Source organism: Agromyces indicus (assembly GCF_031432295.1).
Taxonomy (GTDB): domain Bacteria; phylum Actinomycetota; class Actinomycetes; order Actinomycetales; family Microbacteriaceae; genus Agromyces; species Agromyces indicus.
The window spans coordinates 1,248,137-1,272,415 of the sequence record NZ_JAVKGS010000001.1 but is presented as its reverse complement, the minus strand read 5'-3'; the positions used below and the strand labels follow the sequence as shown (position 1 = coordinate 1,272,415).

Sequence of the window (24,279 nt, the reverse complement as noted above, 5' to 3'; positions counted from 1 at the left end):
GCGCCGCGGCATGACGAGACGACGGATGCCGCGGGCGTGGCGCGCCTTCCCGTGCACGCCGCGCCCGCGGCATCCGTCGCCGTCGGTCGTCAGGCCGAGGTGGTCTGCTGCTGCAGGTGGTACCGCAGGCTCGACAGCTCGGCGCGGAGCGCCGCCGGCACGCGGTCGCCGAACTGCTCGAAGTACTCCTCGGTCAGGTCGCACTCGGCGAGCCAGGTCGTGGGGTCGACCTCGAAGAGCTCGTCGAGGGTCTCCCGGGGCAGGTCGAGGCCGTCGAGGTCGAGCGACCCGTCGGCCGGCAGGAGGCCGATCGGCGTCTCACGCGCGTCGGCCGTGCCTTCGATGCGACCGACGATCCACTCGAGCACCCGCGAGTTCTCGCCGAAGCCGGGCCAGAGGAACTTGCCGTCGTGTCCCTTGCGGAACCAGTTGACCTGGAAGATCTTCGGCGCGTTCACGTCGAGGATGCGGCCCATCTTGACCCAGTGGCCCCAGTAGTCGGCCATGTTGTAGCCGCAGAACGGGAGCATCGCGAACGGGTCGCGGCGGAGCTCGCCGACCGTGCCCTCGGCCGCGGCCGTCTGCTCGGACGAGATGGTCGCGCCCATGAAGACGCCATGCTTCCAGCTGCGCGCCTCGGCGACGAGCGGCACGTTGGTCGCCCGGCGGCCGCCGAAGAGGATCGCGTCGACCGGCACGCCGTCGTGGGCGTCCCAGTCGTCGGAGATCTGCGGGCACTGCGCGGCGGCGACCGTGAAGCGCGAGTTCGGGTGCGCGGCGGGACGGCCGGACGCGGGCGTCCAGGGCTTGCCCTCCCAGTCGATGAGCTCGGCCGGCGCCTCGTCGGTGAGCCCCTCCCACCAGACGTCGCCGTCGGGCCGGAGCGCGACGTTCGTGAAGATCGTGTTGCCCCAGAGCGTCTGCACGGCGGTCGGGTTGGTCGACTCGCCCGTGCCGGGCGCGACGCCGAAGAAGCCGGCCTCGGGGTTGATCGCGTAGAGGCGGCCGTCCTCGCCGGGCCGCATCCAGGCGATGTCATCGCCGATGGTCTCGACCTTCCAGCCGGGGATCGTGGGCTGCAGCATGGCCAGGTTGGTCTTGCCGCAGGCCGACGGGAACGCGGCCGCCACGTGGTACGCCTTGCCCTCGGGCGAGGTGATCTTGATGAGCAGCATGTGCTCGGCGAGCCATCCCTCGTCGCGCGCCATCACCGAAGCGATGCGCAGCGCGAACGCCTTCTTGGCGAGGAGCGCGTTGCCGCCGTAGCCCGAGCCGTACGACCAGATCTCACGCGAGTCGGGGAACTGGACGATGTACTTCGTCTCGTTGCAGGGCCACTCGACGTCCTCGCGGCGGTGACCGACGCCGTCGACGAGCGGGTAGCCGACCGAGTGGATGGTGCGCACCCACGGCTCGCCCGCCTCGATGAGGCGGTAGACCTGGTCGCCCATCCGGGTCATGATGCCCATGGAGAGCACGACGTAGGGCGAGTCGGTGATCTCGACGCCGAGCTGGCTGATGTCGCCGCCGAGCGGGCCCATCGAGAAGGGCACGACGTACATCGTCCGGCCCTTCATCGAGCCGTCGAAGACCTCGGTGAGCTCCTCGCGCATCGCGTGCGGATCACGCCAGTTGTTGGTCGGGCCCGCGTCCTCCTCGTAGGTGGAGCAGATGAACGTGCGGTCCTCCACGCGCGCGACATCCGTCGGGTCGGTCCGAGCCAGGTAGCTGTTGGGCCGCCACTCGGGGTTGAGCTTGATGAGGCTTCCCTCGGCGACGAGCTGGCGCGTGAGCTCGTCGGCCTCGCGCTTGGATCCGTCGCACCAGACGATCTCGTCGGGCTTGGTCAGGGCGGCGATCTCGGCGACCCAGGCTTTGAGTGCCGGGTCCGTCGTGCCCCGCTGGTGCGCGTGCTCGCCGGCGGCGGTGCCGGGGCCGTTGACGGTGAAGTCGGAGATGGTCATCGTCGTCCCTTCGTGGAGGATCGGGAAGCACCGGGATCGGTGATGTGCTTCAAGTCTGCGAGCAGAAGCGGCATCCGTTCGACGAAATCGGATGTTAAGAATCGCGGATCTTTCGATATTCTCAAGGCATGAAGCTCGGCAGCCCGGACTTGGCCACGCTCGGCCACCGCATCCGCCACTACCGCGGTGAACGTGGCCTCACCCTCGACCAGCTCGGCGCCGCGGTGGGGCTGGCGGGCAGCCAGCTCTCGCTCATCGAGAACGGCAAGCGCGAGCCGAAGCTGTCGACGCTCGACGCGCTCGCGTCGACGCTCGGCGTGGACCTGGCCGACCTGCTCTCGCGCGAGGCGCCGAGCCGCCGGGCGGCGCTCGAACTCGAACTCGCGCGCGTCCAGGCCAGCCCGCTGTACGCGGCGCTCGGGCTGCCGCACGTGAAGCCGACGCGCGGCATGACCGACGAGTCCCTCGAGGCCATCGTCGGGCTGCACCACGAGCTCGAGCGCCGCGCGACCGAGGCGATCGCGACGCCGGAGGAGGCGCGTCGCGCCAACACCGACCTGCGCGAGCGCATGCGCGAACGCGCGAACTTCCTGCCCGAGATCGAGGACCTCGCCGAGGAACGGGTGCGCGCCTCGGGGCACCGGTCGGGCGCCCTCACCCACCGCGAGGTGAGCGTCATGGCCGAGCAGCTCGGATTCCAGCTCATCTACGTCAACGACCTGCCGGACTCGACGCGCTCGATCACCGACCTCGAGAACGGTCGCATCTACCTGCCGCCGGCCTCCATCCCGGGCGGGCACGGCCTGCGGTCGATGGCGCTGCAGGCGATGGCGCACCGACTGCTCGGCCACACGCCGCCGGCGAGCTACGACGAGTTCCTGTGGCAGCGGCTGGAGATCAACTACTTCGCGGCGGCGTGCCTCATGCCGCAGGAGGCCTCGGTCGCGTTCCTGCAGCAGGCGAAGAAGGAGAAGCGACTCGCGATCGAGGACTTCCGCGACGCGTTCGGCGTCACGCACGAGGCCGCGGCCCTGCGCTTCACGAACCTCGCGACCAGTCACCTCGACATGACGGTCCACTTCCTCAGGGTCGCAGGCGACGGCGCCCTCCTCAAGGGGTACGAGAACGACGGCCTGCCGCTGCCGACGGATGTCACGGGTTCGATCGAGGGCCAGTGGGTGTGCAAGCACTGGAGCGCCCGGCGCGCGTTCGAGCACACCAACCGGACCACGGAGAACTACCAGTACACCGACACGCCCGCCGGTACCTTCTGGGACGCGACGCAGACCGGGCACACGGATGCCACGGAGTTCTCGATCACCGTCGGTGTGCCGTTCAACCAGGCGAAGTGGTTCCGCGGCCGCGAGACCACGGTGCGCGCGACGTCGACGTGCCCCGACGAATCGTGCTGCCGCCGCGCACCGGATGGCCTGGCGGAGCGGTGGGCGGGCCGGGCGTGGCCGAGCGCGCGACTGCACGCGCACGTCCTCTCGCCGCTCCCGTCGGGCACGTTCCCCGGCGTGGACGACGCCGAGGTCTACGCCTTCCTCGAGGCGCACGCCACCGAGTAGCTGCGCTTCTCAGGAGTCCCTGCGGCGCGTCGCTGCGCGGGACGGCGTGTCCTCCTGAGAAGCGGCCCGTTTCGGCGAGCGCTCCTGAAAACGGGGATGGCGGAGGCGGGAGGGGGCGGCATCCGTTGATGGGTGTCTTGCAATAGTGTGCGTTGGACAGTACAGTGCATGGCATGAGTACGGATGACACGACAGCCGGGCACCTGCAGGAGCTGCGCCGCGGCACGGTCGTGCTCGGCTGCCTCGTGCGGCTGCGCGAGCCCGACTACGGATACGCCCTGCTCGAGTCGCTCAACGAGCTCGGCATCACGGTCGACGCCAACACGCTCTACCCGCTGCTGCGACGACTCGAGAAGCAGGGCCTCCTCACGAGCGAGTGGAACACCGACGAGGCCCGGCCTCGCAAGTTCTACCGCACGAGCCCCGCGGGCGAGCAGCTCGCGGGGGTCCTCACCGCCGACTGGAAGAACATCGACCGGGCCCTGACCCGGCTGACCTCGGGAGACGACCGATGACCACCCCGACCGCCACGCTCACCGACCGCTACGTCGCCGCGGCCGCGCGTCACCTGCCGGAGACCCAGCGCGACGAGTTCGCCCGCGAGCTGCGCGAGCGCATCGCCGACGAGATGGACGCGCGGCTCGCGGCCTCCGCGAACGGTGCGCCCACCACCGCCGCCGACGCCGAGGACGCCGTGCTGCGCGAGCTCGGGGACCCGGCCGCCCTCGCGGCGGCCTACGTCGACCGGCCGCTGCAGCTCATCGGTCCGCGCTACTTCCTCGCGTGGAAGCGGCTGCTGACCCTGCTGTACGCGATCGTCCTGCCGATCACGGCCGCGGCGGTGCTGCTCGCGCAACTGCTCTCCGGCGCGGGACCGGGCGAGATCGCCGCCGAGGTCGTGGGCGTCGTGCTCGCGCTCGTGGTGCACCTGGCGTTCTGGGTCACCCTCGTGTTCGCGATCCTCGAGCGCACTCCCGGTACGAAGGCCGTCGAACGGTGGACCCCCGACCAGCTGCCCGAGATCCGCGACGAGGGTCGCGCGGGTCGCCTCGGCGACCTCATCGCGTCGCTGGTGTTCCTCGGCCTGTTCGCCGTGGTGATCGTCTGGCAGCAGGTCCGGCCGCCGTCCTTCGGGGGCCCCGGCCAGGAGATCCCGGTGCTCGACCCCGCGCTGTGGTCGTTCTGGCTGCCGTACTTCCTCGTGCTCATCGTCCTCGAGATGCTGTTCGCCGTGGCGATCTACCTCTGGGGCTGGAACTGGCCGCTCGCGATCGCGAACCTGGTCCTGAACGTCGCGTTCACGGTGCCCGCGCTCTGGCTGCTCGCCACGGAGCAGCTGTTCAACCCGGCGCTCCTCGACGTGATCGGCTGGCCGTGGGGCGAGGCCGGCGCCGTCACCACGACCGTCCTGGTCTTCGTGTTCGTGGGCATCGCCGTGTGGGACGTCATCGACGGCGTCGTCAAGACGGTGCGCGGGCGCGGCGGTTCGGCGCTCACCCTCGGCCGCATCTGATCGGGCGTCGAACGAGCGGATGCCGCGGGGCACTCCCCCGCGGCATCCGCTCGTGTCGTCTCGGTCCGGGCCTACTTCGGCTGCATGCGGATCGCCCCGTCGAGGCGGATCACCTCGCCGTTCAGCATCGGGTTCGCCACGATCGATCGCACGAGGGCCGCGTATTCGGCGGGGTGGCCGAGGCGCGACGGGTGCGGCACCTGCTGCTCGAGCGAGGTGCGCACGTCGTCGGGCATGCCGGCCATCATGGGCGTCTCGAAGATGCCCGGCGCGATCGTGACGACGCGGATCAGCAGCCTCGACAGGTCGCGGGCGACGGGCAGCGTCATGCCGGCCACGCCGGCCTTCGACGCCGAGTAGGCGGCCTGGCCGATCTGGCCGTCGAAGGCGGCGACCGAGGCGGTGTTGACGATCACGCCGCGCTCGGCGGTCTGCGGACCGCCCGGAACGCCGGCCGTCGCCGGCTCGGTCTCGGCCATCGCGGCCGCCGCGAGCCGCAGCACGTTGAAGGTGCCGATGAGGTTCACGCGGATCGTGCGCTCGAACGCGTCGAGCGGCGCCGGCCCGTCGCGGCCGACCGTGCGGTTCGCGGTCACGATCCCCGCGCAGTTCACGGCGACGCGCAGGGGCGCGAGGGCGGATGCCGCGGCGACCGCCTCGGCGACCTGCGCCTCGTCGGCCACGTCGGCGGCCACGAACCGCGCCCGATCGCCGAGCGCCGCAGCGGCCTCGTCGCCGCGCGGGCCGGGCAGGTCGACGATCACGACGTGCGCGCCGCCGTCGATGAGGGCCTCGGCCGTCGCGCGGCCGAGGCCCGACGCGCCGCCGGTGACGATCGCGGATGCTCCGCTGAGTTCCATGTCTCTCCTCCTGTGGGTGTCGTCCGGTGTTCCCCGAGGGGACGCGACTGGCCGCGAGCCGAGCCGACCGGGCGGCGTGTCGCCACCCCTCGCGAGGCCGGGCGTACGTTGCGCGCCCTCGCGAGGGGCTGCGGGTCAGACGCGTTCGATGACGGTGGCGTTCGCCATGCCGCCGCCCTCGCACATCGTCTGCAGTCCGTACCGCCCGCCGGTCGCCTCGAGCTGGTTCACGAGCGTCGTCAGCAGGCGCGTGCCGCTCGACCCGAGCGCGTGGCCCAGCGCGATGGCGCCGCCGCGCGGGTTGAGCTTCGCGGCATCCGCCCCCGTGTCGGCGAGCCACGCGAGCGGCACCGACGCGAACGCCTCGTTGACCTCGTACGCATCGATGTCGTCATGCGTGAGGCCGGCGCGGTCGAGCACCTTCGCCGTCGCCGGGATGACGCCCGTGAGCATGTACAGCGGGTCGCTGCCGACCACCGAGAACGCGCGGAACCGGGCGCGCGGCGCGAGCCCGAGGCGTTCGGCGGCCTCGGCGCTCATGATGAGCGCGGCCGAAGCGCCGTCGGTGAGCGGTGACGAGTTGCCGGGCGTGATGCGCCAGTCGAGCTCGGGGAAGCGCTCGGCGAGCCGATCGGTGCGGAACGCCGGATTGAGGCCGGCGAGCGACTGGACCGTGGTCGCGGGGCGGACCGTCTCGTCGACGAGCGCGTCGACGCCCGGCACGGGCACGACCTCGGTCGCGAACGCGCCGGACTCCCCCGCCGCCGCGGCGAGCGCGTGCGAACGCGCTGCGAACTCGTCGAGCTGCTCGCGCGAGAATCCCCACTTCTCGGCGATGAGTTCCGCGGAGACGCCCTGGTTGACGAGTCCCTCGGGATACCGCTCCCGCACCCGCGAGCCGTACGGGTCGGCGCCCGCGGCGCTCGAGCCGAGCGGGACCCGGCTCATCGATTCGACGCCGCACGCGACGACGATGTCGGCGTGCCCGGCCATGATCGCCTGCGCCGCGAAGGTCGCGGCCTGCTGGCTCGACCCGCACTGCCGGTCGATCGTCGTGCCGGGCACGGTCTCCGGGAAGCCGGCGGCGAGCACCGCGTTGCGGACGGTGTTGTACGACTGCTCGCCGACCTGGCTGACGCACCCGCCGATGACGTCGTCGACGAGCCCCGGATCGAGGTCGTTGCGGTCGACGAGCGCGTTCAGCACGCCCGCGAGCAGGTCGACGGGGTGGATCCCGCTGAGCTGCCCTCCGGGCTTGCCGCGCCCGACCGGGGTTCGGATGACGTCGACGATGACGGCTTCTCGGGTCATGCCATCAGCCTAGGCGCGTGCGCCGGGCAGCGGCATCCGCTCAGCCGACCTCGGCGACCTCGGGCACGGATGCCGCGACGACCTGCTCGACGCGCACCGGCTGGCGCTCGGGCAGGACCATGGGGTGGGTGCCCGCCATGGCCTCGATGACGCGCACCACCTGGCAGGAGTAGCCGTACTCGTTGTCGTACCAGACATAGAGCACGACGTCGGTGCCGTCGGCGATCGTCGCGAGTCCGTCGACGATGCCGGCGCGGTGGCTGCCGACGAAGTCGGTCGAGACGACCTCGGCCGACTCGATGTAGTCGACCTGCTGGCGCAGCGGCGACGTGAGCGAGACCTGCCGGAGGTAGGCGTTCAGCGCCGCCTTGTCGGTGGGGCGCTCGAGCTGGAGGTTCAGGATCGCGAGCGACACGTCGGGCGTGGGCACGCGGATCGCGGACCCGGTGAGCTTGCCCTCGAGGGCGGGCAGCGCCTTCGAGACCGCCTTCGCCGCGCCGGTCTCGGTGATGACCATGTTGAGCACGGCCGAGCGCCCGCGGCGGTCGCCCTTGTGGAAGTTGTCGATCAGGTTCTGGTCGTTCGTGAACGAGTGCACGGTCTCGACGTGACCGCGGACGATGCCGTACGCGTCGTCGATGGCGGCGAGCACGGGCGTGATGGCGTTCGTCGTGCACGACGCGGCCGAGAGGATGCGGTCGTCGTCGGCGATGGCGTCGTGGTTGATGCCGTGCACGATGTTCTTGATCGCGCCCTTGCCCGGCGCAGTGAGGAGCACCCGGGCGACGCCCTTCGACTCCAGGTGGCGGCTGAGGCCGGCCTCGTCGCGCCAGCGGCCGGTGTTGTCGACGACGATCGCGTCCGAGATGCCGTAGGCGGTGTAGTCGATGGTGCCCGGGTCGTCGGAGTAGATCACCTGGATGAGGGTGCCGTTCGCGAGGATCGTGTTCGCCTCCTCGTCGACCGTGATGGTGCCCTGGAAGGGACCGTGCACCGAGTCGCGGCGCAGCAGGCTCGCGCGCTTCTGCAGGTCGTTCTCGGCGCCCTTGCGCACGACGATCGCCCGCAGGCGCAGGTTCTGGCCGCCGCCGGCGTGGGCGATGAGGATGCGGGCGAGGAGCCGCCCGATGCGGCCGAAGCCGTACAGCACGACGTCGGTGCCGGATGCCGCGGGCTCGCCGGCGTCGACGAGCACCGGCGCGAGTTCGCCACGGAGGAAGTCGACCAGCTCGGTACCGGGCTCGGCGGCGTGGAAGCGCGACACGAGGCGCGCGACGTCGATGGAGGCGGGACCGGGCGCGATCTCGGTCAGCGCCTCGAGCACGCGCGTGGTGTCGTCGAGGTCGAGCTCGACGTCGCCGGCCTGGCGGGCGAAACGGTGCGCCTTGAGCAGCTCGACCGCGGAGCGGTTGATCAGGCGGCGGCCGTGGATCGAGGTCACGACGCCGTGGCGACGGTAGAGGCTGCCGATCAGCGGGATCATCCGCTCGGCCTGCTCCTCTCGGGAGATCCATTCCTCACGGCGGGCGTCGAACTCGTGGCTCACGGCGTGTCCTCTCGGCCGCGAGCGTGGGCGTCGTCGGCCATCGTGCGGCCGAGCGCGGTGGTGGCAGCGTCGACCACGGGGTTTCCGAAGGGGATGCCTCGATGATAGCGGCGGCGCGCATGCCGCCCGGTGTACATGGCGGCGGGTGCGGGGGCGAGCGGATGCCGCCGCGGCGACGTCAGGCCACGAGGTCGTCGACGAGCGCGATGTCGTAGACGGCCACGCGCTGCGGCACCCCGTCGAAGGCCGCGGCGCGCGCGTCGGACGCCAGGTACTCCTGCTCGCGGGCGACGAACGCCTCGGCGTCGCCGGGGGCGCTCACGGCCCACACGAACTGGTTCGCCTCGCGGATGCCGTAGGCGAACTCGATCGTGAACCCGGCCTCCGACCGCACGCGCGGCATCCATTGCGTCCACCACGCCACGAAGGCGTCGTATTCCCCGTCGACGAGCGTGTACCTGCGCAGCTGAACCGTCTTCACCCGGCCATTCTGTCGTGCGGGGCCTTGGCGGCAGAACGTATACGATTTCAGATACCTCATGTAGCATCACGGTGACGCCCGACGACGAAGTGGAGCCCCATGCTGGACCCATCCCGCATCGCCGAGATCGCCGACGAACTGGCCGCCGCCGACCGCGACCGCACGATCGTCCCGCTGCTCACCGCCCGGAACCCCGATATGACCGTCGAGGACGCGTACGCCGTCCAGCGGCTCTGGGCCGACCGGCAGATCGAGGGCGGCCGACGCCTGGTCGGTCGCAAGATCGGCCTCACCTCGAAGGTGATGCAGGCCGCCACGGGGATCACCGAGCCGGACTACGGCGTGATCCTCGACGACATGGTCCACGAGTCGGGCGCGGTGATCGAACACGCGCGCTTCTCCAACGTGCGCATCGAGGTCGAGCTCGCCTTCGTGCTGTCCGAGCCGCTGCGCGGACCGGGCACCACGATCTTCGACGTGCTCGACGCGACCGCCTACGTCGTGCCGGCGCTCGAGATCCTCAACTCCCACATCGAGCTGCAGGGTCGCACCATCGTGGACACGATCTCCGACAACGCGGCGATGGGCGCCATGGTCGTCGGCGGCACGCCCGTGAAGGTCGACGCGGTCGACCTGCGCTGGGTGCCGGCGCTGCTGTACCGCAACGAGACCATCGAGGAGTCCGGCGTCGCGGGTGCGGTGCTCGGCCACCCTGCTATGGGCGTGGCCTGGCTCGCGAACAAGCTCGCGCAGCACGGGCAGTCGCTCGAGGCCGGCGAGATCATCCTCGCGGGCTCGTTCACGCGGCCCATGTGGGTCGAGCGCGGCGACACGGTCCACGCCGAGTACGGACCCCTGGGGGCGATCACGTGCCGATTCGAATGAACCTCCCCGACACCTTCGCGGCCCGTCTCGCCGCCGCCGACCGCCCGCTCATCGGCATGTGGGCATGCTCGGGCAGCCCCGTCATGGCCGAGATCGTCGCCGGCAGCGGCGTCGACTGGGTGCTGATCGACGGGGAACACTCCCCCAACGGCCTGGAGTCGATCCTCGCGCAGCTCTACGCGGTCTCCGCGTACCCGGTCGCCCCGGTGGTGCGCGTGCCGATCGGCGACACCGTGATCATCAAGCAGGTGCTCGACCTCGGCGCGCAGAACCTCTTGGTGCCCATGGTGGACTCGGCGGACCAGGCGGCGGAGCTCGTACGCGCCATCCGCTACCCGGCCGAGGGCGTGCGCGGCGTCGGTGCGTCGCTCGCGCGCTCGTCGCGGTGGAATCGAGTGCCGGCGTACCTGCGGGATGCCTCGGCGACGATCAGCCTCACGGTGCAGGTCGAGTCGGCGGCGGCCGTCGCCGCGGTCGACGACATCGTGGCCGTCGACGGCGTCGATGCGATCTTCGTCGGGCCCGCCGACCTCGCCGCGTCCATGGGGCGCCTCGGCGAGCCGTCGCACCCGGAGGTCGTCGAGGCCGTGCTCGCGTCGCTGCGCGCGGCACGCCGTGCGGGCAAGCCCGCGGGGGTCAACGCGTTCGTGCCCGAGGAGGCCGAGCGCTACCTCGAGGCCGGCGCGGCGTTCGTCGCCGTCGGCGCGGACGTCTCGATCGTCGCGCGCGCCTCGGAGGCGCTGGCCGACCGATTCTCGGGCCGATCGGCGGGCGAGACGGGCAGCGCCGGTTCGGCGGCGGATGGCGCCCCGCGCGCCTCCTACTGACCCGCGTTGCCCCGCCCGACTGGATCGTATACGATTTCCGATACGAAAGAGACGAGGATGTCCATGACGACCGATGCCATTCCCACGCCGGGCAAGATCATCGCCGTGCACCTCAACTACCCCTCCCGCGCCGCGCAGCGCGGCCGCACGCCGGCGATGCCGAGCTACTTCCTGAAGCCGTCGAGTTCGCTCGCCGCGACCGGCCACACGCTCGAGCGGCCCGCGGGCACCGAGCTCCTCGCGTTCGAGGGCGAGATCGCGCTCGTCATCGGCGTGCCCGCGCGACGCGTCTCCCCCGCCGACGGCTGGCGGCACGTGGCATCCGTCACCGCCGCCGACGACTTCGGCGTCTACGACCTGCGGGCCGCCGACAAGGGCTCGAACGTCCGCTCCAAGGGCGGCGACGGCTTCACGCCGATCGGTCCGGCGCTGATCCCGGCTGCCGACGTGGCACCCGACGCGCTCCGCGTCCGCACGTGGGTGAACGGCGAGCTCGTCCAGGAGGACACGAGCGACACGCTCCTCTTCCCCTTCGGTCAGCTCGTGGCCGACCTGTCGCAGCTCATGACGCTCGAGACCGGCGACGTGATCCTCACCGGCACGCCCGCGGGGTCGTCGGTCGTCGTGCCGGGCGACGTCGTCGAGGTCGAGGTCGATGCACCGGATGCCGCGGGCGCCCCGAGCACGGGCCGACTCGTCACGCGCATCACCGAGGGCAGCCAGCCGTTCGGCGACTTCGGCACGAAGCCAGCGGTCGACGACCTGCAGCGCATCGAGGCGTGGGGCTCCGAGGCCGAGCACGCCGCCGCGGTCGCCGTCGGACGGGCGACGCCGCTCGACGCCTCGGGCCAGCAAGCCGCGGATGCGGGTGCCCCCGCCTTCGAGCTCACCGACGAGCTCCGCGCCCGGCTCTCCTCCGCGGCGGTCGCGACCCTCTCGGTCGCGCTCCGCAAGCGCGGCTACCACGACGTGTTCATCGAGGGCGTCTTCGCGAACCACCCCGGCGACCGCATCGTGGGCCGAGCCCGCACGCTCCGCTTCATCCCCGCCCGCCCCGACCTGTTCGCCGAGCACGGCGGCGGCTACAACGCCCAGAAGCGCGCGTTCGACACGGTCGGCGCCGGCGAGGTGCTCGTGGTCGACGCCCGCGGCGAGCGCGGCACCGGCACGGTCGGCGACGTGCTCGCCCTGCGTGCCAAGGTGCGCGGCGCCGCCGGCATCGTGACCGACGGCGGGGTCCGCGACTTCGATGCGGTCGCCGAGATCGGCATCCCCGTCTTCTCGCAGGGCCCGCACCCGAGCGTGCTGGGCCGCCGCCACGTGCCGTGGGAGACCGACGTGACCATCGCATGCGGCGGCGCCGCGGTACAGCCGGGCGACGTGATCGTCGGCGACGGCGACGGCGTCATCGTGATCCCGCCGCACCTCGCCGCCGAGGTCGCGGCCGAGGCCGCCGAGCAGGATGCCGCGGACGCCTGGGTCGCGGAGCGCGTCGCCGAGGGCGAGCCCGTCGACGGGCTGTTCCCGATGAACGCCGAGTGGCGTGCGCGCTACGAGGCCGCTCACCGCGGGCAGCAGGGCGCAGCGGAGGAACGATGAGCGCCGAGAGCAAGTCGCAGCAGGCGTACCGGTTCGTGCGCGAGCGCATCGACGACGGGCGCTACGTCCCGGGCTATCGCCTGGTGCTCGGGCAGATCGCGCGCGAGCTCGACGTCTCGGTGGTGCCCGTGCGCGAGGCGATCCGGCTGCTGGAGGCCGAGGGGCTCGTCACGTACGAGCGCAACGTCGGCGCCCAGGTGGCGCTCGTGAAGGAGACCGAGTACCTGCACACCATGCAGACCCTCGCGCTCGTCGAGGGGTACGCGACCGCGCTCGCGTCGGGTTCGATCACTCCCGACCAGCTGTTGCGAGCGCGCGAGGTCAACGAGCGGATGCGGCGCACCCTCGACGACTTCGACCCGCACCGCTTCACCGAGCTCAACCTCGAGTTCCACTCCATCCTGTTCGAGAGCTGTCCGAACCCGCACGTGCTCGACCTCGTGCGTCGCGGCTGGAACCGCATGAAGGTGCTGCGCGACTCGTCGTTCAGCTTCGTGCCCGGCCGCGCCCGCGAGTCGGTCGCCGAGCACGCCCGCATCATCGAGCTCATCGAGCAGGGCGCCGACGAACTCGAGATCGAGCTCGCCGCCCGCCGTCATCGCACGGCGACGCTCGACGCGGTGCTCGCGTACCAGTCCGAGCACAAGACCCCGGCGACGGATGCCGCGTCCGGGCCCACCACCACCGAACCTGCTCCCGAGCCCGGCGACGCCGCCGCGGCATCCGCTTCGAACCTGGAGGCCACCGCATGACCCAGCACATCCCCGAGGGGCTGCCCGACCGCATCCGCCACTACATCGACGGGGAGTTCGTCGACTCGGTCGGCGGCGAGACGTTCGACGTGCTCGATCCGGTGTCGAACCAGACCTACGTGCAGGCCGCGGCCGGCCAGCAGGCCGACATCGACCGCGCCGTCGAGGCGGCGTCCCGCGCGTTCCGCGAGGGCCCGTGGCCGCGCATGCTGCCCCGCGAGCGCTCGCGCGTGCTGCACCGCATCGCCGACCTCGTGGAGTCGCGCGACGCCAGGCTCGCCGAACTCGAGACGTTCGACACCGGCCTGCCCATCACGCAGGCGCTCGGCCAGGCGCGTCGCGCGGCCGAGAACTTCCGGTTCTTCGCCGACCTGATCGTCGCGCAGGCCGACGACACCTACAAGGTGCCCGGCCGCCAGGTCAACTACGTCAACCGCAAGCCGATCGGCGTCGCCGGCCTCATCACGCCGTGGAACACGCCCTTCATGCTCGAGTCGTGGAAGCTGGCACCGGCCATCGCGACCGGCAACACGGTCGTGCTGAAGCCGGCCGAGTTCACGCCGCTGTCGGCGAGCCTGTGGCCCGAGATCTTCGAGGAGGCGGGACTGCCGAACGGCGTGTTCAACCTCGTCAACGGGCTCGGCGAGGAGGCGGGCGACGCGCTCGTGAAGCACCCCGGCGTGCCGCTCATCTCGTTCACGGGCGAGAGCCGCACCGGGCAGATCATCTTCGGCAACGCCGCGCCGTACCTCAAGGGCCTGTCCATGGAGCTCGGCGGCAAGAGCCCGGCGGTCGTCTTCGCCGACGCCGACCTCGATGCGGCGGTCGACGCGACGATCTTCGGCGTGTTCTCGCTGAACGGCGAGCGCTGCACGGCCGGCAGCCGGATCCTCGTCGAGCGGGCGATCTACGACGAGTTCGTCGAGAAGTACGCGGCGCAGGCGAAGCGCGTCGTCGTGGGCGACCCGCACGACCCGAAGACCGAGGTCGGCGCGCTCGTCCACCCCGAGCACTACGAGAAGGTCATGAGCTACGTCGAGATCGGCAAGTCGGAGGGCCGGCTCGTCGCCGGCGGCGGCCGCCCCGAGGGACTCGAGGCGGGCAACTACGTCGCCCCGACCGTCTTCGCCGACGTCCCGAAGGATGCGCGCATCTTCCAGGAGGAGATCTTCGGACCGGTCGTGGCGATCACGCCCTTCGACTCCGAGGAGGAGGCGCTCGAGCTCGCCAACGGCGTCAAGTACGGCCTCGCCGCCTACATCTGGACCAACGACCTCAAGCGAGCGCACAACTTCGCCCAGGCCGTCGAGGCGGGCATGGTGTGGCTGAACTCGAACAACGTGCGCGACCTGCGCACCCCGTTCGGCGGCGTGAAGGCCTCGGGCCTCGGACACGAGGGCGGCTACCGCTCGATCGACTTCTACACCGACCAGCAGGCCGTGCACATCACCCTCGGGGCCGTGCACAACCCGACGTTCGGCAAGCAGGAGCACCACGACGAGACCGACCTCGACGACCCGGACCCGCGCTGACGCGGCATCCGTTCACCACCGTTGATTCGCAAGCAAGGACGCTGACATGACCAACCGCGACGACAAGACGCTGACCTCCTCGGGCTTCTACGTGAGCCAGGAGGCCCCGATCCACACGGACGACCCGATTCCGACCCCGTCGGTGCCGGCGCCGGACATCCTGCGCTGCGCGTACATGGAGCTGGTGGTCACCGACCTCGAGGCCAGCCGCCGGTTCTACGTCGACGTGCTCGACCTCGTCGTCACCGAGGAGACCGAGGACACGGTCTACCTCCGCTCCCTCGAGGAGTTCATCCACCACAACCTCGTGCTCCGCAAGGGGCCGGTCGCCGCGGTCGCCGCGTTCTCGTACCGCGTCCGCACGCCCGAGGATCTCGACAAGGCAGTCGCGTTCTACACGGAGCTCGGCTGCCGGGTGGAGCGCCGGCCGGAGGGCTTCACCAAGGGGATCGGCGATTCCGTGCGCGTCGAGGACCCGCTCGGGTTCCCGTACGAGTTCTTCCACGACGTCGAGCACGTCGAGCGCCTCGCCTGGCGCTACGACCTCTACACCCCGGGCGCGCTCGTGCGCCTGGACCACTTCAACCAGGTCACGCCCGACGTGCCCCGCGCCGTCGCGTTCATGCAGGACCTCGGCTTCCGCGTCACCGAGGACATCCAGGACGACGAGGGCACGGTGTACGCGGCGTGGATGCGCCGCAAGCCGACCGTGCACGACACCGCCATGACCGGCGGCGACGGCCCGCGCATGCACCACGTCGCGTTCTCCACGCACGAGAAGCACAACATCCTCGCGATCTGCGACAAGCTCGGCGCCCTGCGGATGTCGGACCGGATCGAGCGCGGTCCCGGCCGCCACGGCGTCTCGAACGCGTTCTACCTCTACCTCCGCGACCCCGACGGCCACCGCGTGGAGATCTACACGCAGGACTACTACACGGGCGACCCCGACAACCCCGTCGTCACGTGGGACGTGCACGACAACCAGCGGCGCGACTGGTGGGGCAACCCGGTCGTGCCGAGCTGGTACACCGAGGCCTCGCTCGTGCTCGACCTCGACGGCAACCCGAAGGAGGTCGTCGCGCGGACCGACGCCAGCGAGATGGCGGTGACGATCGGCGCCGACGGCTTCTCGTACACGCGCCAGGACGACGCGTCGATGCCCGAGTGGAAGCAGGGCGAGTACAAGCTGGGCAACCAGCTGTGACGCCCGGAATGCCGCAGGCACGCTGATTTCCGAAGCGTACCGTATTCCGGCGCACCTCGAAATGACTAGACGATCTAACTACATGTGTGGTCTCGTTGTTCTGTGATCGCGGACAAGGGAACGACCGCACTGCGGGCGATCACGCATGGGGGGATGACCCCGGGGGGCCGTGGCCCCCCGGGTCTCCACAGCGCCGTCGGCTACAGTGAGCAGCAATGGACAGCACGGACGGCGTGATCGGCATCGCCGGAGGCCGCGAACTCATCGACTTCGAGCAGTTGCTCGAGCGCATGGTCGCCCGCTTCCCGCTCCTGTCGCGAGCCGAGATCCACGCGGCGGCGATCATCGAGCACGATGCGATCACGGGCGGCGCCCTCTACGCCGTCCCCGCCGAACTCGAAGAGGGACTCATCGAGGTCCTCGGATCGAGTTCCGGTGCCGCCGAGGAACCCACGACTGCAGCCTGAGGTCCGGCTCTCCGCCGACCCGCCGACGCGACCGGGCGCGACGCGATCACCTCGCGACCGCCCGCTCCCCCCAGAGCGCCGCAACCACGCGGCGTCATCGCCGACAGAAAGGCTCGACCATGAACATCCTGCTCATCATCATCGCGATCATCGCGGTCATCCTGCTGTTCACCGGCGGATTCGTGCAGTCCCTGAACTTCCTGCTCTGGGTCGGCATCGTGCTGCTCGTGCTGGCCGTCATCGTCTGGCTCGTGCGGATGCTCACCGGGAACCGGAGCGTCTGAGCGCTCCATCAGTCATGCCTGCGGGCCGTCGCGATGTCGCGGCGGCCCGCACGCTGTCTAGGCGACCGGCTGCTCGTGCGCGTCGGCGTCCGCCAGTTCGACGGCCTCGATCATCCCGGAGAGGAACCGGGCGACGGCGACCAGTTCCTGCGGCTCGAGCGCATCGGCGACGTCGATCATGGCCCGGTGCATGCGCCCCAGGGTCTTGCGCACCTCGGCGTCGCTGTCGGTCGTGCTGACGACGACGAGCGAGCGGCGGTCGGTCGGATGCGGCCGCCGCGCGAGGTGGCCGCTGCGCTCGAGCCGATCGATGAGGACCGTGGTCGAGGCGGTGGAGATCCCGAGCTGCTTGGCGAGCATGCCCGGGGTGAGCACGCTGCCCTCGCGCTCGGCGCGGAACACGTAGCGCAACGCGAGCAGGTCGGTCTCGCCCATGCCCATCGAATCGCGCGTGCGTCGCCGCATCTCCTGGTCGGCTGCCCGATAGCGCCGCAGCAGGTTGAGCACGTCGACGCTGCCGATGCGCGTGGCGTCGGGCTCGTACCAGTAGCCGCTCGAATCGAAGCCGGTGGAAGAACTGGACACCCTGACACCATAGTTCGACAGGGCGTCAGGACAGGAACGCAACGGCCGCGTCCTTGAACGCGCGAGCCGTGAGCGTCGACACGTGATCACGTCCGGGGACGGTCACGAGGTCGCTCCCCCAGTCGAGCGCGAGCTGCTGCACGCCCACCGGCACCGGGTCGTTCTCGCCCGCCACGAACAGCACCGGGATGCCGCCGGGGATGGCGAGCGGCGCACCGGCCACGCCCTCGGTGCACGCGAGCAGCGCCTCCCGGTCGGCGCCCGCGCGGAGCGCGGGTCCGAGCACCTGCGCGATGACGGGATTGCGCGGCGGCACGCCGTCGAGCACGTAGGCGCGCACCTCGTCGAGGTCCCACGTCGCGAACAGCTCGGACGGTCCCGCGCCGCCGACGACGACCCGCCGCACCCGATCCGGTGCGAGTTCGCACAGCGCCGACACCACGCGATTGCCCATCGAGTACGCCACGACGTCGACGACGCCGACCTCGGCGGAGTCGAGCACCGCGACGAGGTCGGCACCCAGCCGGTCGGGTGCGTACGAGTCCGCGTCGGCCGGCTTGTCGCTCTCGCCGTGACCTCGCAGGTCGGTCGTGATCACGGCGCGGCCGGCATCGCGGAGCGCGCCCACCCAGCCGGTGCCCTCCCACGTGACGACCGAATCGGAGGCGAAGCCGTGCACGAGCAGCACCGGCGGCGGCGTGGCATCCGCTCGCAGGTCGCCGTGGACCCGATAGGCGACGAGCACCCCGTCGGGCGCCTCGGCGTGCAGGACGGGCATCGACCCGCTCGTGCGGTCGAGGTTCACGCGCCGGCCGCCTCGTCGGTTCCGGATGCCGCGGCCGAGTCGACGATCGCCGCACCGGCGTGGCCGAGCTCGGCGAGCGCCGCATCCGACGTCTCGGCCGCGACGCCCGCGACGAGGTCGCGGATCACGCGGACGTGCTGGCCGTGCTCGAGCGCGTCGAGGGCCGACGCGCGCACGCAGTAGTCGGTCGCGATACCCACGATGTCGACGTCGGTGACGCCGTGGCGGGTGAGCACCTCGGTGATCGACGCGCCCGCGTCATCCGTGCCCTCGAAGATAGAGTACGCGGGCACGCCCTGGCCCTTGCGGATGTGCACGTCGACCTGCGACGCGTCGAGGGCCGGGTGGTACTCGGCCCCCGGCGTGCCCGCCATGCAGTGCTGCGGCCACGTCGTGACGAAATCGGGCGCGGCATCCGTGGCGAAGTGCCCGCCGTTGTCGTTGTCGGCGTCGTGCCAGTCGCGCGACGCCACGACCACGGCGTAGTCGTCGCGATGCTCGGCGAGGTACTCGGTGATGCCCGCGGCCACCGCGGCACCCCCCTCGACGCCGAGCGCGCCGCCCTCGGTGAAGTCGTTCTGCACGTCGATGATGAACAGGGCCCGACTCATGACCGGCTCCTTCGCTCCTCGGGTCTCGCGACGATCCGCCGCTGGTTCCATTCTGTCGGGTCGGCGGACGCCGCGCCCGGGCCGTCCGTCACACGGATGCCGCGCCCGGCGGGCGTTCGTCCCGTCGGTGGCCTCCGGTCGGTCAGTCGTCCGCGAGCTCGTCGCCGCAGCGGTAGAAGCCGGTCGCCAGGGTGTCGATGGCCTGCTTCGCCGCGGCGGTCACGTCGCCGAGCGCGTAGACGGCGAAGGTGAGGGTCGTGCCGTCCTGCGCCCGGATGATGCCCGACAGCGTGTACCCGGTGGTGATCCAGCCCGTCTTGGCCAGCACGGCGCCGTGCGCGACCGCGTTGTCGCCCGCGAACCGGTCCGCGTACGACAGCGACCCCTTCCGGCCGGCGACGGGCAGGCCGTCGAGGATGACGCCGAGGTTCCCCTCGCGCGCGTCGACCTTCGCGAAGAGCCGCGTGAGGTAGGCGGGCGGCACGGCATTGTCGGGCGAGAGCCCCGACCCGTCGATGACGCGGATGCCGCCGCGCGCGATGCCGTACCCGGTGAGCGCCTGCCGGACCGCGGGGTCGATCGCGGCGAAGTCGGTGCCCGTGCCGAGCTCGATCGCCACAAGGCGCGCGAGCATCTCGGCGACCGTGTTGTCGGAGACGATGAGGGACTTGTCGACGAGCTGCGCGACCGTCGGCGACCAGACGCGTCCGAGCTCGGCGGCCCCGGCCGGCGCGGTGCCCCGCTCGATCGCGCCCACGCCGCCCAGCGCGGCGGCGAACGCCTCGCCGGCTCGCGCCACGGGGTCCGTGCCGCGCGAGGAGATGTTCGCGTAGGGGTCGGCGCGGTCGCCGTCCACCATCAGCGCGGTGAGGTGCGGCATGAACCCGAGTTCGCGCTCGGCGGGATCCCAGCTCGCGTGCCATGTCTCGCCGCTGAACAGCGAGCTGTCGAGCACGAGCTTCGTGAGGGGCGGATTCGACGGATCGGCCTCCCACGCGGCACGGACCTGCCGGGCCAGGTCGTCGAGGTGCGCGGCACCCGGGTAGACGGTCTCGTTGCCGCTGGGCGTCCGCGAGAGCGTGACGTCGCCGCCGCCGACGAGCACCACCGATCCGGGCTCCGCACCACGGACCACGCGCGTCGCGAACCGGTCGTCGGGCGAGAACACGGCGAGGGCGGCGGCGGCCGTGACGACCTTCATGACGCTCGCCGTCCGCGACGCGGTGAGGCCGCCGCGGTCGTAGAGCACCTCGCCGGTGGCGGCGTTCATGACCTGCGCCTGCAGGTTCGCGAGCCTCGGGTCGGCGGCGAGGCCGGCCACGGAACAGGTCCGCACCCGTTCCGGCGGCGCACTGGTCGGGGGTGCGGCCACGGGCGTGGGGGTCGGCGTGGACGTCGGGCGCTCAGTCGGGGTGGGCGACGGCGCCGCGGCGGTGGGCTCGTCGTCGAGCGCGGCACCGAGCGCGACCGCGCCCCCGCCCGCGAGCACCGCGGCGACGATCCCGGCGGCGACGGCGATGGTGCGGTGGCGGGCGATCAGGGCACGGATGCCGCGCGGTGCGGCGTCGGCTGCGGCCGGCGCTGCGGCCGGCTCCCCGTCCGGCGCCCCGTCATCCGTCTGATCGTTCACCCGCCGCATTGTACGGACCCGGTCCGGACGGGGCCCGGGAGCCCCCGCGCGCAAGACGGCCGGCGCGGAGTCAGCGCGGTGCGCAGAACCCGTCGATGGAGGTCCGCAGGACGGCGACGAGCGTCTCAAGTGAATCCGTCGCGACCCACTCCTCGTCGGCGTGCGCGCCGCCGCCGACCGGGCCCACCAGCACGACCGGGATGCCCCGCTCGGCGATCAGGCCCGCGTCGGTCCACCACGGGTCGCCACGGCGGACGGCCGGGACCCCCGGTGGCGCGCTCGACCGCATCGACGACGACCCGCGCGATCGGCGCGCCGGGGTCGGCCTCCATCGCCGGCCTCGCGACGAGCGGGACGATCCGGCCTGGGCGCGACGGCGCGAGCACGCGGGCGAGTTCGGCTGCCGGATCGGGCTCGCCCGGCAAGGTACGCCGCTCCACCACGAGCACGCAGCGGTCGGCGACCGTCGCGGCATCCGTCCCGCCCTCGATCGTCGCCACGCGCACGCTGCCGGTGCCGAGCAGCGGGTGCCGCGGCCGGGCCGCGAGCTCGGCCCCGAACCCGCGCAGGGCCACCATCCCGTCGAGCGCCCGGTCGATCGCGTCGACGCCGAGCTCGGGCTGCGACCCGTGCGCCGCCGACCCCTCGTACTCGACGCGGTACCAGGCGAACCCGCGATGGGCGAGCGTCACCTCCAGATCGGTGGGCTCGAGCACGACCGCGCCGTCCGGGCGCGACGCGTCGAGCTCGGCGAGCAGCTCCTCCATGCCGGCGGAGCCGAACTCCTCATCGGCCGCGAAGGCGAGCACCACGTCACCGGCGACGTCGGCGCCCGCGGCGGCGACCATCGCCGCGGCCAGGCCGCCGGCCATGTCGTACGCCCCGCGGCCCACGACGCGATCGCCGTCGGGCGCGGCATCCGCTCGGCGACCGCCGTCACCCGCACCGCCCACGGTGTCGAGGTGGCCGGCCAGCAGCAGCGTGCGCCCGCCGCCGGCACCCCGTCGTCGGGCCAGCACGCTGGGGCGCGCGGGGTCGGCGCCGACCAGGCGGACGTCGAAGCCGCGCCCGCCCAGCCAGTGACCGATCGCCTCCGCGATCTCGCGCTCGCCCGCACCGCCGTCGACGAGCGCCGGATTGACGGCGTCGATCGCCACCAGTGCTCGCGTCAGCTCGACGACGTCGTCGGTGCGGATCACGGGACGGCCCCTCGCCCGGTGCCTCGCCGGCTCAGTCCTCGTTCGGGTAGCGGAGCCCGATCTCCGCGCGGATGCGGTCCAGCGTGCCCATGATCGCCACCGACTCCTCCGTCGACAGCACGTCGCCGCCGTCGAGGCGCCCCTCGGCGACGAGCCGCTCGAGCGCGGCCGCCTGGAAGTGCATGCCGCGCCCGTTCACGTCGGCACGGAACTCCTCCAGCACCCGGCCGTCGTGCGCGACGACGCGGAAGCTCGTCGCGGAGTACCAGACCGGATCGATATCGATGCGCGCCTCGGTCCCGAGCACCGTGGCCGCATTCGGTCCGCGCACATCGCTCGCCGAGAACGTGGAGGCGATGCGGCCGTCCTCGTACCCGAGCTGCACCGCGATCTGCACGTCGGCGCCCGTCGAGCGGAAGACCGCGGTCGATTGGATGCTGGTCGGATCGCCGAAGAGGTCCCACGCGAACGACACCGGGTAGATGCCGAGGTCGAGGAGCGCGCCGCCGCCCAGCTCCAACGCGTTCAGCCGGTGCGCCGGGTCGTCGGGCAGCTTCTGGGTGTGGTCCGCGATCAGCGTGCGCACGTCGCCGAGCGTTCCGGCGGCGACGATCTCGCGGATGCGCGTCATGTGCGGCAGGTAGCGGGTCCACATCGCCTCGAGCGCGAGCACGCCCCGCTCGCGGGCGGCATCCGCCACGACCCGGGCCTCGGCCTGGTTGAGCGTGAAGGGCTTCTCGATGAGCACGTGCTTGCCGGCCTCGATGGCCAGCAGCGCGGTCGCCGCATGCCACGGATGCGGCGTGGCGATGTAGATCACGTCGACATCCGGATCGGTCACGAGCTCCTCGTAGCTGCCGTAGGCGGCCGGGATCCCGCGCTCGGCCGCGAAGGCCTCCGCGTTCGCGAGGGTCCGGGAGCCCGCCGCGCGCACGTCGAAGCCGTTGCTCAGCAGGTCGTCGGTGAAGGCGCGGGCGATGCCGCCCGGCGCGAGGATGCCCCAGCGCAGTCCGTCAGTCATGCGCGCCAGCCTAGCGGCGCCCGTGCCCCCACGACGGACGAGCGCTCGCGGCCCGGGTGTGGCACCCGTTCGGGGAAGTGCGGCCCGGCGGCGCCGGCGGTACGGTTCGCTCATCTTCGCGGCTCGGAGCCTGCGAACCGATGGGAGCGATCATGTCCGCCACCGTCTCGGCGTCGTCCTCGCGCGGTCGACGCGCGGCCCTCGTCCTCGCGATCCTGCTCGCCGCGTTCGCACTCCTCCTCGGCTCGAGCATCGCCGGCCCGGCCGACTCGGCGTGGGCCGCGGTCGCGACGGGCAAACCCGACAAGCCCGGGAAGCCGGGCGGCGGCGGCGGAGGCGGGACGACCGAACTGGAGTACGCCGCCATCGGCGACTCGTTCGCGGCCGGCACCGGCGCGCGCAGCTACCTCGACACGAGCTGCTACCGCAGCGCGAACTCGTACCCGAAGCTGCTCGACGCCGACGCCAACCTCAGGCTCGTGGCGTTCCCCGCGTGTTCGGGCGCCTCGACCGTCGAGGTGATCTCGCAGCAGGTGCCCGCCATCCCGTCGACCGCCCGCGTCGTGACGGTGACCGTCGGCGGCAACGACGTCGGGTTCGCCGACGTGATGCAGAACTGCTTCGTGCTCGTGACGAGCTCGTGCCCGACCTTCATCGCGAACGGCTCCACCATCGCCGCATCCTCCGGATTCGCGACGTCGATCCGCAACGTCGTCGCCGCTGCCAAGGCGAAGGCGCCCGGTGCGAAGGTCATCGTCACGGGGTACCCGCTGCTGTTCCACCTCAACTCGTCCGGCGTCAACGCCAAGTACGCATGGGCGGACGAGGTGAACGTCGAGACCGTGAAGCTCAACGACGTGATCGAGACCAACGCCATCGCTGCGGGAGCGGTGTTCGTCGACGCCGAGGGCCCGTTCGCCGGACACGGCATCGGCAGCAGCAGTCCGTGGATCAACGACTGGAACTGGCTGCGCCCGAAGGACGGCTTCCACCCGAACGCCACCGGGTACGCCGCGTACGCGGCCGCGCTGCGGCTCGTGCCCGTTCCCTGACCGAACTGATCCCCACGGAAAGGGCGAATGCAAGCCCCCCTCGGATCCGATTCGCCCCGCCTACGCTTGCCGCATGATGCACGTGACCTTCGCGGACAAGAGCCTGCTCGTCGGCGACCGGGTCGCCGACCTCCTCGTCGAGTACTGCGCCATTCTCGCGCGCGACAACGACGCCGACACGATCAGCCTCAACGCCTACAGCAACGACGGCCAGAAGGTCGTCGCGAAGTTCGCGCTGAGCGAGGGAGCCGCCCTGCTCGCAGAGTCGACCGAGACCGACCTGCCCGACCCTGAGAACGACGAGGCCGAGCGGTACCTGCGGGCGAGGATCGACCGCCGGACCTCCCCTCCGCCGGCGCGACCGGCGCACGACACGGGCGGGCCGTGTACGACGAACTCGGACTGTGATCGGTCGGGTCCTCCGTCGGACCGGTCTGGAGACGACGAAGGCCCGGACATCGTCCGGGCCTTCGCGGTGGAGCCGCCTGTGGGAATCGAACCCACGACCTATTCATTACGAGTGAATCGCTCTGCCGACTGAGCTAAGGCGGCGTGGCATCCGTTGCGTTCGGCACCG

General features: G+C 71.7%; 23 protein-coding genes and 1 tRNA gene. 12 read left to right on the top strand and 12 right to left on the bottom strand.

Features of this window, described 5'->3' with window-relative positions; genetic code table 11:
• Nucleotides 1-89 precede the first annotated feature (89 nt).
• The gene (locus RH861_RS06075; RefSeq protein WP_310520231.1) at nt 90-1,964 is read right to left on the bottom strand and encodes a phosphoenolpyruvate carboxykinase (GTP); all 1,875 of its coding nucleotides are present in this window, start codon (nt 1,962-1,964) and stop codon (nt 90-92) included.
• Nucleotides 1,965-2,092: 128 nt separating this feature from the next.
• Between RH861_RS06075 and RH861_RS06070 the strand changes: the two genes are divergently transcribed.
• The 3 genes from RH861_RS06070 to RH861_RS06060 all read left to right on the top strand — a co-directional run bounded on the left by RH861_RS06070 (nt 2,093) and on the right by RH861_RS06060 (nt 5,048).
• Complete coding sequence (locus RH861_RS06070; RefSeq protein WP_310520230.1) at nt 2,093-3,535, top strand: helix-turn-helix domain-containing protein; 1,443 nt, start codon at nt 2,093-2,095, stop codon at nt 3,533-3,535.
• 173 nt (nt 3,536-3,708) lie between these two features.
• The gene (locus RH861_RS06065; RefSeq protein WP_067947940.1) at nt 3,709-4,050 is read left to right on the top strand and encodes a PadR family transcriptional regulator; all 342 of its coding nucleotides are present in this window, start codon (nt 3,709-3,711) and stop codon (nt 4,048-4,050) included.
• Nucleotides 4,047-5,048, top strand: coding sequence for an HAAS signaling domain-containing protein (locus tag RH861_RS06060; RefSeq protein WP_310520229.1), 1,002 nt, complete (start codon nt 4,047-4,049; stop codon nt 5,046-5,048). The genes RH861_RS06065 and RH861_RS06060 overlap by 4 nt, the downstream gene beginning before the upstream one ends.
• 71 nt (nt 5,049-5,119) lie before the next feature.
• On the opposite strand, the gene RH861_RS06055 is transcribed toward RH861_RS06060, so the two are convergent.
• The 4 genes from RH861_RS06055 to RH861_RS06040 all read right to left on the bottom strand — a co-directional run bounded on the left by RH861_RS06055 (nt 5,120) and on the right by RH861_RS06040 (nt 9,246).
• Complete coding sequence (locus tag RH861_RS06055) at nt 5,120-5,908, bottom strand: SDR family NAD(P)-dependent oxidoreductase (RefSeq protein ID WP_310520228.1); 789 nt, start codon at nt 5,906-5,908, stop codon at nt 5,120-5,122.
• 135 nt (nt 5,909-6,043) lie between these two features.
• Nucleotides 6,044-7,219, bottom strand: a complete 1,176-nt coding sequence (locus RH861_RS06050) for a thiolase family protein (RefSeq protein WP_310520227.1) — start codon at nt 7,217-7,219, stop codon at nt 6,044-6,046.
• 40 nt (nt 7,220-7,259) lie between these two features.
• Nucleotides 7,260-8,765: a glyceraldehyde-3-phosphate dehydrogenase gene (locus RH861_RS06045; protein WP_310520226.1), complete on the bottom strand. Its 1,506-nt coding sequence runs from the start codon at nt 8,763-8,765 to the stop codon at nt 7,260-7,262.
• Nucleotides 8,766-8,943: 178 nt separating this feature from the next.
• The gene (locus RH861_RS06040) at nt 8,944-9,246 is read right to left on the bottom strand and encodes a hypothetical protein (protein ID WP_310520225.1); all 303 of its coding nucleotides are present in this window, start codon (nt 9,244-9,246) and stop codon (nt 8,944-8,946) included.
• A gap of 99 nt (nt 9,247-9,345) precedes the next feature.
• Here RH861_RS06040 and hpaH point away from each other — a divergent pair, with 99 nt between their 5' ends.
• The 8 genes from hpaH to RH861_RS06000 all read left to right on the top strand — a co-directional run bounded on the left by hpaH (nt 9,346) and on the right by RH861_RS06000 (nt 16,799).
• Nucleotides 9,346-10,131 carry a 2-oxo-hept-4-ene-1,7-dioate hydratase gene (hpaH, locus tag RH861_RS06035; protein ID WP_310520224.1) on the top strand — a complete coding sequence of 262 codons (786 nt, stop codon included), beginning with the start codon at nt 9,346-9,348 and terminating at the stop codon, nt 10,129-10,131.
• The gene (locus tag RH861_RS06030; protein ID WP_310520223.1) at nt 10,116-10,958 is read left to right on the top strand and encodes an aldolase/citrate lyase family protein; all 843 of its coding nucleotides are present in this window, start codon (nt 10,116-10,118) and stop codon (nt 10,956-10,958) included. The genes hpaH and RH861_RS06030 overlap by 16 nt, the downstream gene beginning before the upstream one ends.
• Before the next feature lie 63 nt (nt 10,959-11,021).
• The gene (locus RH861_RS06025) at nt 11,022-12,557 is read left to right on the top strand and encodes a fumarylacetoacetate hydrolase family protein (RefSeq protein WP_374760950.1); all 1,536 of its coding nucleotides are present in this window, start codon (nt 11,022-11,024) and stop codon (nt 12,555-12,557) included.
• A complete protein-coding gene (locus RH861_RS06020; RefSeq protein ID WP_310520221.1) occupies nt 12,554-13,309 on the top strand; it encodes a GntR family transcriptional regulator in 756 nt (251 codons plus the stop codon). Before RH861_RS06025 ends, RH861_RS06020 begins: the two co-directional genes overlap by 4 nt.
• Nucleotides 13,306-14,841: a 5-carboxymethyl-2-hydroxymuconate semialdehyde dehydrogenase gene (gene hpaE, locus RH861_RS06015; RefSeq protein WP_310520220.1), complete on the top strand. Its 1,536-nt coding sequence runs from the start codon at nt 13,306-13,308 to the stop codon at nt 14,839-14,841. The genes RH861_RS06020 and hpaE overlap by 4 nt, the downstream gene beginning before the upstream one ends.
• Nucleotides 14,842-14,887: 46 nt before the next feature.
• Nucleotides 14,888-16,048 (top strand): 3,4-dihydroxyphenylacetate 2,3-dioxygenase, encoded by a 1,161-nt coding sequence (hpaD, locus tag RH861_RS06010; protein ID WP_310520219.1) that lies wholly within the window; start codon nt 14,888-14,890, stop codon nt 16,046-16,048.
• Nucleotides 16,049-16,263: 215 nt separating this feature from the next.
• A complete protein-coding gene (locus RH861_RS06005) occupies nt 16,264-16,515 on the top strand; it encodes a hypothetical protein (RefSeq protein ID WP_310520218.1) in 252 nt (83 codons plus the stop codon).
• Nucleotides 16,516-16,634: 119 nt separating this feature from the next.
• Nucleotides 16,635-16,799 (top strand): hypothetical protein, encoded by a 165-nt coding sequence (locus RH861_RS06000; protein WP_197466990.1) that lies wholly within the window; start codon nt 16,635-16,637, stop codon nt 16,797-16,799.
• Nucleotides 16,800-16,856: 57 nt separating this feature from the next.
• On the opposite strand, the gene RH861_RS05995 is transcribed toward RH861_RS06000, so the two are convergent.
• From RH861_RS05995 to RH861_RS05970, 6 genes are all read right to left on the bottom strand, one after another.
• Nucleotides 16,857-17,384, bottom strand: a complete 528-nt coding sequence (locus tag RH861_RS05995) for a MarR family winged helix-turn-helix transcriptional regulator (RefSeq protein WP_310520217.1) — start codon at nt 17,382-17,384, stop codon at nt 16,857-16,859.
• Between the two features lie 25 nt (nt 17,385-17,409).
• On the bottom strand, nt 17,410-18,189 hold the full coding sequence (locus tag RH861_RS05990) for an alpha/beta fold hydrolase (protein WP_310520216.1): 780 nt from the start codon (nt 18,187-18,189) through the stop codon (nt 17,410-17,412).
• Complete coding sequence (locus RH861_RS05985) at nt 18,186-18,800, bottom strand: isochorismatase family protein (protein WP_310520215.1); 615 nt, start codon at nt 18,798-18,800, stop codon at nt 18,186-18,188. Before RH861_RS05985 ends, RH861_RS05990 begins: the two co-directional genes overlap by 4 nt.
• Before the next feature lie 142 nt (nt 18,801-18,942).
• Complete coding sequence (locus RH861_RS05980) at nt 18,943-20,430, bottom strand: D-alanyl-D-alanine carboxypeptidase/D-alanyl-D-alanine-endopeptidase (protein ID WP_310520214.1); 1,488 nt, start codon at nt 20,428-20,430, stop codon at nt 18,943-18,945.
• A gap of 125 nt (nt 20,431-20,555) precedes the next feature.
• Nucleotides 20,556-21,629: a M20/M25/M40 family metallo-hydrolase gene (locus tag RH861_RS05975; RefSeq protein WP_310520213.1), complete on the bottom strand. Its 1,074-nt coding sequence runs from the start codon at nt 21,627-21,629 to the stop codon at nt 20,556-20,558.
• A gap of 31 nt (nt 21,630-21,660) precedes the next feature.
• Nucleotides 21,661-22,650, bottom strand: a complete 990-nt coding sequence (locus RH861_RS05970) for a Gfo/Idh/MocA family protein (protein WP_310520212.1) — start codon at nt 22,648-22,650, stop codon at nt 21,661-21,663.
• Between the two features lie 152 nt (nt 22,651-22,802).
• Here RH861_RS05970 and RH861_RS05965 point away from each other — a divergent pair, with 152 nt between their 5' ends.
• Nucleotides 22,803-23,702: an SGNH/GDSL hydrolase family protein gene (locus RH861_RS05965; protein ID WP_310520211.1), complete on the top strand. Its 900-nt coding sequence runs from the start codon at nt 22,803-22,805 to the stop codon at nt 23,700-23,702.
• A 476-nt stretch (nt 23,703-24,178) separates the two neighbouring features.
• Here the strand turns inward: RH861_RS05965 and RH861_RS05960 are convergent.
• Nucleotides 24,179-24,254 (bottom strand) — tRNA-Thr (locus RH861_RS05960).
• Between the last annotated feature and the right edge of the window lie 25 nt (nt 24,255-24,279).

What these genes read in the sequence shown, in the direction of transcription:
- RH861_RS05965 (WP_310520211.1), top strand. Translation starts at nt 22,803, where the DNA reads ATGTCCGCCACCGTCTCGGCGTCGTCCTCGCGCGGTCGACGCGCGGCC.
- RH861_RS06000 (WP_197466990.1), top strand. Translation starts at nt 16,635, where the DNA reads ATGAACATCCTGCTCATCATCATCGCGATCATCGCGGTCATCCTGCTG.
- hpaH (WP_310520224.1), top strand. Translation starts at nt 9,346, where the DNA reads ATGCTGGACCCATCCCGCATCGCCGAGATCGCCGACGAACTGGCCGCC.
- RH861_RS06060 (WP_310520229.1), top strand. Translation starts at nt 4,047, where the DNA reads ATGACCACCCCGACCGCCACGCTCACCGACCGCTACGTCGCCGCGGCC.
- RH861_RS06055 (WP_310520228.1), bottom strand. Translation starts at nt 5,908, where the DNA reads ATGGAACTCAGCGGAGCATCCGCGATCGTCACCGGCGGCGCGTCGGGC.
- RH861_RS06075 (WP_310520231.1), bottom strand. Translation starts at nt 1,964, where the DNA reads ATGACCATCTCCGACTTCACCGTCAACGGCCCCGGCACCGCCGCCGGC.
- RH861_RS06050 (WP_310520227.1), bottom strand. Translation starts at nt 7,219, where the DNA reads ATGACCCGAGAAGCCGTCATCGTCGACGTCATCCGAACCCCGGTCGGG.
- hpaD (WP_310520219.1), top strand. Translation starts at nt 14,888, where the DNA reads ATGACCAACCGCGACGACAAGACGCTGACCTCCTCGGGCTTCTACGTG.
- RH861_RS06025 (WP_374760950.1), top strand. Translation starts at nt 11,022, where the DNA reads ATGACGACCGATGCCATTCCCACGCCGGGCAAGATCATCGCCGTGCAC.
- hpaE (WP_310520220.1), top strand. Translation starts at nt 13,306, where the DNA reads ATGACCCAGCACATCCCCGAGGGGCTGCCCGACCGCATCCGCCACTAC.
- RH861_RS05985 (WP_310520215.1), bottom strand. Translation starts at nt 18,800, where the DNA reads ATGAGTCGGGCCCTGTTCATCATCGACGTGCAGAACGACTTCACCGAG.
- RH861_RS06005 (WP_310520218.1), top strand. Translation starts at nt 16,264, where the DNA reads ATGGACAGCACGGACGGCGTGATCGGCATCGCCGGAGGCCGCGAACTC.
- RH861_RS06070 (WP_310520230.1), top strand. Translation starts at nt 2,093, where the DNA reads ATGAAGCTCGGCAGCCCGGACTTGGCCACGCTCGGCCACCGCATCCGC.
- RH861_RS06065 (WP_067947940.1), top strand. Translation starts at nt 3,709, where the DNA reads ATGAGTACGGATGACACGACAGCCGGGCACCTGCAGGAGCTGCGCCGC.
- RH861_RS06020 (WP_310520221.1), top strand. Translation starts at nt 12,554, where the DNA reads ATGAGCGCCGAGAGCAAGTCGCAGCAGGCGTACCGGTTCGTGCGCGAG.
- RH861_RS05970 (WP_310520212.1), bottom strand. Translation starts at nt 22,650, where the DNA reads ATGACTGACGGACTGCGCTGGGGCATCCTCGCGCCGGGCGGCATCGCC.